Source organism: Secundilactobacillus hailunensis, assembly GCF_005405185.1.
Classification (GTDB): Bacteria; Bacillota; Bacilli; order Lactobacillales; family Lactobacillaceae; genus Secundilactobacillus; species Secundilactobacillus hailunensis.
Genome location: NZ_BJDO01000065.1, coordinates 1 through 9,292, shown reverse-complemented (window position 1 = coordinate 9,292; position 9,292 = coordinate 1). Strand labels below are relative to the sequence as shown.

Below are 9,292 nucleotides of genomic sequence, written 5' to 3'. Positions count from 1 at the left end.
ACTTTGGAAAAATTGTGAGCGTCAATTAACCACCAGTCTGCAAATGGTCGTTTTAGCGTTTTTAGCACTATTACTTAAGAGATTTTAGACAGCTTCTTATACGAAGTACGTTCCAGAATATGCCGAGCATAATGTAATGCCCCATTCAACGCATATTTAGGAACGACCATCGGATCATCAGTCGTGATAACATCGTGATCAGTATAAACATGATTGGAAATATCAGCCTTATCTTCAATCACCAGCAAATAGTCCTTTACGACCCCAACATACTCGGGATAACCAGACTTCCCATTCAATTTTTTACTGGCAGTATGAAGTGCATCATCAATACTTTTTATGTGAGAGCTTTGATAGTCCAAATCAATCTTAGAATCATTTAACAGGTGATCCACCCATAAATCCGTAGACCCTTCAACTCGTGCCATTTAATCAATCCTTTCCGTGAAGCCATCTCCAAATAGCTCCATGTTCTTGTTTTTCTGGAAGTTTGTCAAATGGTGTTGAAGGATAGTTTCTATCCTTCAACACCATTTGACAAACTTCCACTTTTTGTAGTAATCTCGAGGTTATGTAAGAAATTCAGAGGATTAGTTGTAGGACAAGACGTTAAGACCATGTTCCTGGTTTAGCAAGGATGATTATTTATCAATTAGTTTGATGATAAATAAAGTTTGAAATGGTTTTACGGAAGGGGGTGCACACATGAAATGGGGACGTCGTTGGGCTTACGGGCTTTTACTATTAGTGATTATCGTTATTGGCGGCGCCTTAGCTATTAAACAGCATTTAGACGCGCAAAACGCACGCCAGGCTGAGATAAATCGCTCAGAAGGAAACCGTCCTTCCAGCCAAAAAAATGCCAGTCGTTCCAAAAATAAACCAAAAGAGACGGTTAAGTTTCAGGCTAAAGGGTCTGGTGATCATGCTGATGCACAAACCAACGATATCACGATGTATTTGAAGAAAAATCATTTTGTGGGGTCGGCTTTGATTATCAAGAACGACCGATTCTTATATCGGCGTGCATTTGGATATGCGAATTACGCGGATAGAATCAAAAATAGAACCAATTCTGAATTCCAAATTTTGTCAATACAAAAGTCTTTAACTGCTGCATGTGTGATGAAACTTGTGCAGGAAAGAAAATTATCATTAAAGACGCCTTTAGCACATTTCTACCCGACAATTTCAAATGCAACCCATATCCAGATTCGTAATATGCTTGATATGGATTCGGGATTGTCAATGAAAGAGGTTGGGTCGACCAGGTTGTTAAACGAGAAACAGGTTGTGGCATTTGCCGTTAAACATTTATCAAGTAAAAAATCTGAGTTTGGTAAATGGCAGTACCAGCCGGTTAATTATGTTCTATTATCCGGTATTATTTCCCGTTTGACCGGAGAGACTTATAAGAAGTATTTTGAACAAACGTTTATAAAGCCCATGAATCTGAAGGGGACCGGATTTGTTCAGGATCAGCCTTTAACGCTTTATAAAACAACGGGTTATCGCTATCAAAAAGCGGATCAGTTCAGCCAAAATTATCGACGGCCCTTTAATGAAACTCAGGCTTCAATGAATAACGAACTGGGTACGGGGCAAGTTTACATGACCGCTTTCGAACTTTTCAAAGCTGAGCATCGTCTTTTACAGGGAAAAGTGATTTCACTATCAAATGTCAGAATTTTACATACACCAGGTAGCTCGTCAACTTATGGAGGTGGTGTCTACAATCAAACAAATGGCATCCGGTCGCACGGCATTGGTTATGGATATGAATCGTCTATCTTGGAATCTCGGGATGGGAAAAATGGCGTCGTCCTTTTAAGCAATAATTATCGACCGGCAGCTTCTATTCAAAATTTGTCAGTTCAACTCTTTAACAGGGTGATGAATGGGGAGCTGAATTAGTTCATTATTTTAAGATTGTAGAACGCATAATTTAACCAACCTATTTTAATGTAGTGTTGACTTTTTTAAAGGGGGAGAGTTTGCATGGCTTTACTAGAGTGGATTCAGAGGCCAGTTGTAAAATTTGTTTTAACGACTTTATTTTACTTTGCGATTATGATGGTTCTCTTTTATCTATACGATTATAGCGGAATCAATCAAGCAAAATTTATTTACAATGACTTTTAACGGGGTGAGTGAGGATGCAAAAGAATTTAATCGACATGGTTGATTCATATGCCGAAACTAAAAGGGATGAAGTTGTTTATCATTACAACAATCAAACAAACACTTATTTAGATTTAAAGCACTATTCAGATGCTCTGGCAAAACACATTGATGCCATGAAGCTACCTGCTAATCAACCGATTATGGTTTTTGGTGGGAAAAGCTTTGAAATGATCGCAACATTTATTGCGATTGTGAAAACCGGCCATTCTTATATCCCTGTAGATGTTGATTCGCCGGATGAGCGGCTGGTATTGATAAATTCTATCGCAAAGCCGGTTGCTGTAGTGGCAGTTGAGGATCTACCTGTCAGCCTTGGGACTGTACCGGTAATCACCAAAAAGGAACTTGGCAACATTTTCTTGGAGCGGGAAGACTATCAAGTGACACATCCTGTCGAAGGAGATCAAACTTTCTATATTATTTTTACGTCTGGAACGACCGGTGTGCCTAAGGGCGTTGAAATCAGCTATCATAATTTAATGAGTTTTGTAGATTGGATGGTAGGCAATGATTTTCAGTTGTCGGATGACTTACAGATGCTGCAACAACCTGCTTATTCGTTCGATTTATCTGTTATGAGTCTGTATCCGACGTTGTTTAAAGGTGGGACATTACACGTCTTATCTAAGAAAATTACGGATAATTTTTTGGTTCTTTTTACAACGTTACCAACACTGCCGATTAATGTTTGGGTTTCGACACCGTCATTTATGAATATTTGCTTGTTGGAGCCGACTTTTAACGCAGAAAACTATCCGGCTTTAACCGATTTCCTCTTTTGTGGAGAGGAGTTAACGGCAAGGACAGCCAAAATGCTAAAGAAAAAGTTTCCTAAGGCCCATGTTTTTAACACTTATGGTCCCACTGAAGCGACTGTGGCTATGACCCAAATTGAAATCACGGATGAGGTCATTCAGAAATTTGACCGCTTGCCAATTGGCTATGTTAAAAACGGTATGCATATCAGAATCATTGATGATGACGGTCATGTTGTTAGTGACGGGACACAAGGAGAACTTGAAATTTACGGTTCAAGTGTTTCCAAGGGGTATATTAATAATCCGGAAAAAACGAAACGTGTTTTTTCAACACTAAATGATCAACCGGCGTATAAAACAGGGGATGTCGCTACCGTTCGCCAAGATGGCCTGATTCAATATTATGGTCGAAAAGATTTTCAAGTTAAGATAAATGGTTACAGGGTTGAACTTGAAGATGTGGCTATTTTGGTTGATAAACAGAAGTATGTTAAACAAAGTGTGGTTGTTCCAAAATATAATGCACAGCATCAGGTATCAATGTTGATTGCATATATTGTGCCAAATGAGAATCACTTTAATAATGAGCTGGATTTGACGGCAGCAATCAAAAGTGATTTAAAAAATTCAATGATGTCATATATGATTCCTCAAAAAATTATATATAGAAAATCTTTGCCATTAAGCCCTAATGGGAAGGTTGACATTAAATCAGTCATTAACGAGGTTAACTCAAAATGAGATGGTATATTCCTTATGGAAATCCAACGTATTTTATTTGGTTAGCCGTAGCGTTGATACCGTTAATGATTGGCTTGCTTTATGGACACCGGTTTCGCTGGTATCAGACATTGGTATCACTGTTCTTCCTGATTTTGACGTTTGGTGGTCCCAACTGGCGGACCGGAATTGCATTAATTTGTTATTTTGTTTATCAGGTTGTACTGGTATCCGCTTATTTTCATTACAGACGTCGGAAAGATTCGCCCAATAAGGGATGGGTGTTTGTTCTATCGGTCATCTTGGCAATTCTGCCATTGGTTGTTGTCAAAGTAACACCCGCTATTCAATCGGGCAAACAGTCCATTATCGGTTTTTTGGGTATTTCATATATTACGTTTAAAGTCGTTCAGACAATTATGGAGACTAGGGACGGCTTTATAAAGGAGTACCATCCGATTATCTTTGGTCAGTTTCTATTATTCTTTCCAACAATTTCGTCAGGGCCAATTGATCGGTACCGGCGGTTTGTAAGTGACTATGAGGCTGTTCCTGCACAGAAAGATTATCTCGACTTGGTTCAAACAGGTGTCCGATATATCTTTCTTGGTTTTCTTTACAAGTTTGTTTTGGCATACTATTTTGGCTCTGTATTGATGCCTCAAATGCAGTTTGGTGCCATGATGGCCCATGGCTTTTCATGGTATATTGTTGGCTATATGTACACGTATAGCATGGACTTGTTCTTTGACTTCGCAGGCTACAGTTTATTTGCGGTAGGGATCAGTTACTTAATGGGCATTAAAACACCTATGAATTTCAATCATCCGTTTAAATCTAAAAACATTAAGGATTTTTGGAATCGTTGGCATATGACTTTATCGTTTTGGTTCCGTGACTATATTTTTATGCGGTTAGTCTTCTTTATGATGAAGCACAAGGTCTTCAAAAGTAGAATTACAACCGCAAATGTCTGCTATATCATCAACATGTTAATTATGGGATTTTGGCATGGTGAAACATGGTTCTATATTCTTTATGGGTTACTTCATGGATGTGCATTAGTGGTAAATGATACTTGGCTTCGTTATAAGAAGAAGCATCAAGATAAGATTCCACATAATAAGTTTACAGAACTATTTGCAATCTTTATTACATTTAATTTTGTCTGCTTCACATTCTTGATTTTCTCGGGTTTTCTTAACACGTTGTTTTTTGGACCAAGTAAGTTTTAATGAGTACAAAAATTAAATTATATTGAGGGGTTGACTATTATGGATGATGTAAAAGAAACTGTTCTTTCAATTTTAAATGACTTAACTGGTGAAGATTTTTCAACAAGGTTGGACGAAAATTTGTATGATAGTGCATTATTGGATTCTATGGGGACTGTTCAGTTGTTATTGGATCTCCAGGATAAGTTGGGTGTTAATGCACCAATTTCAGAATTTAATCGATCGGAGTGGGATACGCCTTCAAAAATTATTGCAAAGGTTGAAGAATTGAAATGAAAGTAAAAAAGCGTCTTTTTGAAATCTTTGGGCCAATTCTATTTGCGGCTTTACTGATGTTTGCTGTGTTTTTATCACCAACATGGATAAAATTCAGCTATGTCAGTCCCAAAGTTCAGAGGAACGCCGCCGCTTCCTTGTCGCCTTTAATATTGAAGGGCCAGTTAATAAAGCGCAGCGCATTGGAAAACAATTATGTACCGTTTTTTGGTTCTTCTGAATGGTCGCGGTTTGACCCATTTCATCCATCTGTTTTAGCTACTAAGTATCACCGATCGTATCGCCCATTTCTTCTTGGAGCCAGAGGGAGTCAGTCCCTCACCCAATTTTTCGTCATGCAGTCAATTAATCAACAAATGAAAAACAAGAAAGCAGTCTTTTTTGTTTCACCACAGTGGTTTGTGCCAATGGGTGAAGATCCAAATGCCTTTTTCTTTTATTATTCACCGCTTCAGACAACAACCTGGATTCAACAGGAAAAGGGTTCTAAAATGGATCGTTACGCTGCTTACCGATTGCTACAGATGCCTTCCGGTGACTCTGATAAAATTATTTCCGGGACTTTGGCACGGATTGCTGCAGGGCTTAAGCCAACATCCTTTCAAATGCTTTATGTTAACTATCGTCATAAGGTATTGCTGAATGAAGATCAGATTTATTCCAGGTTTAGAATCCCGGTTAATAATGCAAAAAAAATTGCTGATAATGCGGCAGAATTACCGAAGACGTACCATTTTCAGCAGTTGGATAAGTTGGCTGGCCAATTAGGTGCACAACATACAAACTCTAATAGGTTTCAGATTGGGAATCGCTTTTGGAATCGCCGCTTAAAGCATCACGTGAAAGCTTTGAAGGGGTTTCAATCTAATATGAGTTTCTTGAAATCACCGGAATACGGCGACTTTCAATTAGTACTAAATCAGTTTGCTAAAGATCATACAAATGTGTTATTTATTATTCCACCTGTTAATCAAAGATGGCAAAAATATACTGGATTGTCTTCTGAGATGTTGAAGCAATTTGATCAAAAGATAACTTATCAATTGCGCTCTCAAGGCTTTAATCATATCGATGATTTAAGTCAAGATGGAAATGTGAATTACTTTATGACAGATACCATTCATCCGGGATGGCGGGGATGGTTGAAGATGGATCAGGAAATTAATCCGTTTTTGACTAAAAAGCAAAAGGCACCTCACTACAGGATCGACAAGAGTTTCTATTCCAAAGAATGGCAACAGGCTGGTTCAGATTTTGATTATGATGGTTATAGAAACGACGGACGGTGACAAGTTTGATTCAAACGACAAAAAGGGTAAGAATGATACTATTCTTTTTCTGTGGGATGCTATTTGCCGGTTCGATTGCAATTCATGGGCTGATGGACGGATATAATCCGATATTAAAAACAAGCAATAAACGATACGATACACAAATTGTTAAGGGTCTAGAATTTTTGGTGTTGGAAAGTATTTCCATTCCAAAAGTACTAGGCCCTTTTTGATAACAAAAAAAGGCATCTAAGCCTCCCTAGTGCTATGCTTTAAGCGACGAAACTCAAGATAAGCGGGGTAGGAATAGATGTCTCAACTAGATAATACACTTAAATTACTGGCGTAAATTGCAAGAACAAGTTAGCCAGTCGTTGAGGACAATCCCAGAACAGGCCGTTATCAAATAGAAGTTGTGGCGCTAGAGAGACTACTGGGCCATGCGGCGAACGCGCCGAGCTTCGGCCTCAAAGTTTTGCTGGGGTGTGCAGTATCCCTGTTGTTTGCGAGGCAACTGATTCAAGCGGTCTTGCGTGGCCTGCACTTGACTAGGGCTAATGTCATCTAGGGACATGCCCTTAGGGAAGTCCTGGCGGATCATCCGGTTATGTGCCTCGTTGGTGCCACGGTCGCAGGACGTGTAAGGATGGGCGTAGAAGATCTCAGTTTCCGTCCCAGCAAAAGCAGTATTTAAGGCGGTGAACTCGGGTCCGTTGTCGGCTGTGATGGTCTTGATGCAAGCTCCCCATTCGCGCTTGATTCCACGCAATGCATAGCTCACAGAGTCTGCATCTCGTCCTTCGATCAAGCGGAGAAGTTGGCAACGGGTCTTGCGCTCAATCAGAGTCAAGATGACGCTCTCCTTGCCATTGCGTTTACCGACAATGGTATCCATCTCCCAGTGACCGAACTGCCTGCGTCGTTCAACGACCTTAGGCCGTTCCTCGATACTGCGGCCAGCCAGGCGCTTAGCCTTGGTGTGGTGCTGGTGAGAGGTCTTCCGCTTAGTCTTCTCCAACAGGTCGATATTTCGAATCTCTAGGAGTTGGTCGTCAATGTACTGGTACAAAGTCGAGGCACAAACAAGCTCTTCAGGAGTAAACAGCTTGTGTCGCTTGGCATAGCCGATTGAAGCATCCGGCGACCATTTGTCCTGCTTAGCTCGCTGTACGTACCAGGCTAAGAAGACCTGTACGCTGGCGAACTTGTCAGGACGATGGCAGCTCAAGCGTGCAGTCTCGTAACGTGCCTGAGCAGCCTCTGGTAGGTATTGTCGATGGTAGACGCGCTTGCCATTACTCTTCTTGACCTGATCTACTGTACCTCGCTTGATTTCATTATTAATGGTCTGCGGGCAGACGCCAATTTCAGCAGCAATCCAACGATTGGACTTCCCAGCTTGGCGGAATCCGGCCACTTTTCCGCGCTCGAGTGATGTTAAGTGCTGACCTTTTTGGCGGTGTGTGCTATCCTGTTTCTGCATCAAGACAATATCCTCTTCCATTGTTTGTGTAGGAACTTCAATGATACAGGATATCTGTTCTTGATGTTTTTTATTGTCCAAAAAATTTTGAGACAGTGGCTAACTTGATTCTAAAATGCGCGAAAACATTTGAATATTTATACGCTCTCTTAAAAGTTGTCTCAGGAATCAGCTTACATCCAACAAAAGATCAGCTCCTAAAAGATGGGTTTGTGGTAAACACCATTTTAAAGGAAGCTGATCTTTTTTGTCCGAACAGCGTTCGGATTAATTTTACAATCTACCATACCAACTTTAAAGTTCATGTAGTTTCTGAAAGTAGGCTCCAATTGTTAAAAGAAGCAATATATAAACTTGCTGATGGAATATGCCAGGAATCATTGAACTACTGGAGTGCTGAAAATCTCCAAAATTTATTTTGTGACACAAAACTATTAAAGCATTCGTTCATTTCCACCTACACAGTACCTGCCAAAAAAAATAATGATATAAGAAAGCTTTTATGTATGATTAGCCACTAGGGTATACCCTATTGGCCTTTTTTGATTCTGTGCTATACTAGGAATTACAAATGTTCATTAGAACTGTCCAAAAGGAAGTGCTAAAAATGGCTAAAATCGGGTATGCCCGGGTAAGTTCCAGAGAGCAACATTTAGATCGGCAGTTAACGGCTTTAAAAAACGTTGATAAACTGTTTACGGATAAATTAAGCGGGGCCACCACGAATCGGCCAGAACTGCAAAAAATGTTGGCCTATATTCGTGAGGGTGATATTGTAATGGTCACTGAATTAGATCGCTTAGGCAGAAATAACCAGGATTTAACTAAGATCATGAACACCATTCAAAATAAGGGGGTCACCCTAGATGTGTTAAATTTGCCGTCCATGACAGGGATTGCTGACCCCAATTTACGTCAACTCATGACCAACCTCATTATTGAACTTTATAAGTATCAGGCCGAAAGTGAACGTAAGCGAATCATTGAGCGCCAGCAGCAAGGGATTGCCTTAGCTAAGCAGCAGGGTAAATATCATGGGCGCAAACCCCAATACACCCAAGACGATCCCCGCTTGCAACATGCTTTTAAACTTTATCAGGCAGGCATGAGTGATGTCGATGTTGCCCGAAATACAGGTATTAAACGGACGACCTTTATTCGATACCGTGTGAAATACGGTATTAAAAGAAAATAGGGACCCTATTTTCTTTACTTATAGTTTTGGAGGGTGTTTACTAAAGTTTTTTTCTTGCAATCTGCCATTAATGTCAGCAACGGTTGTAAAATGTTGGAAAATACCGATTAGAAAATGTCGGTTTTCCAACATTTTTTTACGGTAAAATAAACGCATCTCAAATTTGGAGG

9 protein-coding genes and 1 pseudogene are annotated in these 9,292 nt (G+C 40.0%); 8 read left to right on the top strand and 2 right to left on the bottom strand.

Annotated features, from left to right (window positions below; all coding sequences use genetic code 11):
• Nucleotides 1–88 (top strand): annotated as a pseudogene (locus FFM73_RS11565) (IS5/IS1182 family transposase); the annotation flags it as partial.
• On the opposite strand, the gene FFM73_RS11560 reads toward FFM73_RS11565, so the two are convergent.
• On the bottom strand, nucleotides 75–428 hold the full coding sequence (locus FFM73_RS11560) for a restriction endonuclease (RefSeq protein ID WP_137631833.1): 354 nt from the start codon (nucleotides 426–428) through the stop codon (nucleotides 75–77). The pseudogene FFM73_RS11565 and the gene FFM73_RS11560 overlap by 14 nt on opposite strands.
• 277 nt (nucleotides 429–705) lie before the next feature.
• On the opposite strand from FFM73_RS11560, the gene FFM73_RS11555 reads away from it, so the two are divergent.
• From FFM73_RS11555 to dltD, 6 genes are all read left to right on the top strand, one after another.
• Nucleotides 706–1,914, top strand: coding sequence for a serine hydrolase domain-containing protein (locus tag FFM73_RS11555; protein WP_137631832.1), 1,209 nt, complete (start codon nucleotides 706–708; stop codon nucleotides 1,912–1,914).
• A gap of 84 nt (nucleotides 1,915–1,998) precedes the next feature.
• Nucleotides 1,999–2,142: a teichoic acid D-Ala incorporation-associated protein DltX gene (locus FFM73_RS11550; protein WP_003551863.1), complete on the top strand. Its 144-nt coding sequence runs from the start codon at nucleotides 1,999–2,001 to the stop codon at nucleotides 2,140–2,142.
• 14 nt (nucleotides 2,143–2,156) lie between these two features.
• A complete protein-coding gene (dltA, locus tag FFM73_RS11545; protein ID WP_137631831.1) occupies nucleotides 2,157–3,683 on the top strand; it encodes a D-alanine--poly(phosphoribitol) ligase subunit DltA in 1,527 nt (508 codons plus the stop codon).
• Complete coding sequence (dltB, locus tag FFM73_RS11540; RefSeq protein ID WP_137631830.1) at nucleotides 3,680–4,897, top strand: D-alanyl-lipoteichoic acid biosynthesis protein DltB; 1,218 nt, start codon at nucleotides 3,680–3,682, stop codon at nucleotides 4,895–4,897. Before dltA ends, dltB begins: the two co-directional genes overlap by 4 nt.
• 39 nt (nucleotides 4,898–4,936) lie before the next feature.
• Nucleotides 4,937–5,173: a D-alanine--poly(phosphoribitol) ligase subunit DltC gene (gene dltC, locus FFM73_RS11535; RefSeq protein ID WP_003551866.1), complete on the top strand. Its 237-nt coding sequence runs from the start codon at nucleotides 4,937–4,939 to the stop codon at nucleotides 5,171–5,173.
• Complete coding sequence (gene dltD, locus FFM73_RS11530) at nucleotides 5,170–6,462, top strand: D-alanyl-lipoteichoic acid biosynthesis protein DltD (RefSeq protein ID WP_137631829.1); 1,293 nt, start codon at nucleotides 5,170–5,172, stop codon at nucleotides 6,460–6,462. Before dltC ends, dltD begins: the two co-directional genes overlap by 4 nt.
• 412 nt (nucleotides 6,463–6,874) lie before the next feature.
• Here the strand turns inward: dltD and FFM73_RS11520 are convergent, their stop codons facing one another.
• On the bottom strand, nucleotides 6,875–7,927 hold the full coding sequence (locus FFM73_RS11520) for an IS30 family transposase (RefSeq protein WP_137631834.1): 1,053 nt from the start codon (nucleotides 7,925–7,927) through the stop codon (nucleotides 6,875–6,877).
• Nucleotides 7,928–8,534: 607 nt separating this feature from the next.
• On the opposite strand from FFM73_RS11520, the gene FFM73_RS11510 reads away from it, so the two are divergent.
• A complete protein-coding gene (locus FFM73_RS11510) occupies nucleotides 8,535–9,122 on the top strand; it encodes a recombinase family protein (protein WP_065463706.1) in 588 nt (195 codons plus the stop codon).
• The last annotated feature ends 170 nt before the right edge of the window (nucleotides 9,123–9,292 follow it).

What these genes read in the sequence shown, in the direction of transcription:
- FFM73_RS11560 (WP_137631833.1), bottom strand. Translation starts at nt 428, where the DNA reads ATGGCACGAGTTGAAGGGTCTACGGATTTATGGGTGGATCACCTGTTA.
- FFM73_RS11555 (WP_137631832.1), top strand. Translation starts at nt 706, where the DNA reads ATGAAATGGGGACGTCGTTGGGCTTACGGGCTTTTACTATTAGTGATT.
- FFM73_RS11550 (WP_003551863.1), top strand. Translation starts at nt 1,999, where the DNA reads ATGGCTTTACTAGAGTGGATTCAGAGGCCAGTTGTAAAATTTGTTTTA.
- dltA (WP_137631831.1), top strand. Translation starts at nt 2,157, where the DNA reads ATGCAAAAGAATTTAATCGACATGGTTGATTCATATGCCGAAACTAAA.
- dltB (WP_137631830.1), top strand. Translation starts at nt 3,680, where the DNA reads ATGAGATGGTATATTCCTTATGGAAATCCAACGTATTTTATTTGGTTA.
- dltC (WP_003551866.1), top strand. Translation starts at nt 4,937, where the DNA reads ATGGATGATGTAAAAGAAACTGTTCTTTCAATTTTAAATGACTTAACT.
- dltD (WP_137631829.1), top strand. Translation starts at nt 5,170, where the DNA reads ATGAAAGTAAAAAAGCGTCTTTTTGAAATCTTTGGGCCAATTCTATTT.
- FFM73_RS11520 (WP_137631834.1), bottom strand. Translation starts at nt 7,927, where the DNA reads ATGCAGAAACAGGATAGCACACACCGCCAAAAAGGTCAGCACTTAACA.
- FFM73_RS11510 (WP_065463706.1), top strand. Translation starts at nt 8,535, where the DNA reads ATGGCTAAAATCGGGTATGCCCGGGTAAGTTCCAGAGAGCAACATTTA.